This is a genomic window from Delftia sp. UME58 (assembly GCF_014170385.1).
Lineage (GTDB): Bacteria > Pseudomonadota > Gammaproteobacteria > Burkholderiales > Burkholderiaceae_C > Comamonas > Comamonas acidovorans.
The window spans coordinates 1-644 of record NZ_LZZV01000113.1; the positions used below are offsets into that span (position 1 = coordinate 1).

Sequence of the window (644 nt, forward strand, 5' to 3'; positions counted from 1 at the left end):
CGTGGGAAATTGGGGGTTTGAAGCGGTTGATGAAGCGCCGCAAGGCGGGCAGGCTGCGGCCGCACAGGTGTGGCAGGACTGAGGCGTTGCAAGGCTGATGCGGCAAGGCTGAATGCAGAACGCATTTGTTCTGCGCCGGAAAAACAAAAAGGCCTTCGATGCGAGATCAAAGGCCTTTCCATTTTCTTGCTATGTTCTTTTTTTGGTGCGCCCGGCAGGATTCGAACCTACGACCCCCTGGTTCGTAGCCAGGTACTCTATCCAGCTGAGCTACGGGCGCTCCGGTAAAGAGGCAAAATTATATCACAATAATTAAGCCGTTGGGGCTGCTGCTGCCCCTTGCTGCTGACCCTATTTGCTTCTTTTATTAAGTTCTTCGCTTTTGTTTTAGCTCCCCCTATTCACGCGAAACTCACGCGGAATTCGGATCACCAAAACCACTACCAAAACTACTACGAAAAACTTGGTGCGCCCGGCAGGATTCGAACCTACGACCCCCTGGTTCGTAGCCAGGTACTCTATCCAGCTGAGCTACGGGCGCGTCAAAAAGCAAGCCTCGAATAATAGCGTTGTTTCAGAAAACGTGCAAGTCGAGGCGGGAAGATCTGTAAGTTATTCGTGCCATTCTTCTTCTTTTATCCTCG

General features: G+C 51.6%; 2 tRNA genes. Both read right to left on the reverse strand.

The features are described 5' to 3' along the window. Nucleotides 1–203: 203 nt before the first annotated feature. Nucleotides 204–280, reverse strand: a tRNA-Arg gene (locus A9976_RS29350). A 184-nt stretch (nucleotides 281–464) separates the two neighbouring features. Beyond that, a tRNA-Arg gene (locus tag A9976_RS29355) sits at nucleotides 465–541 on the reverse strand. Nucleotides 542–644: the final 103 nt, after the last annotated feature.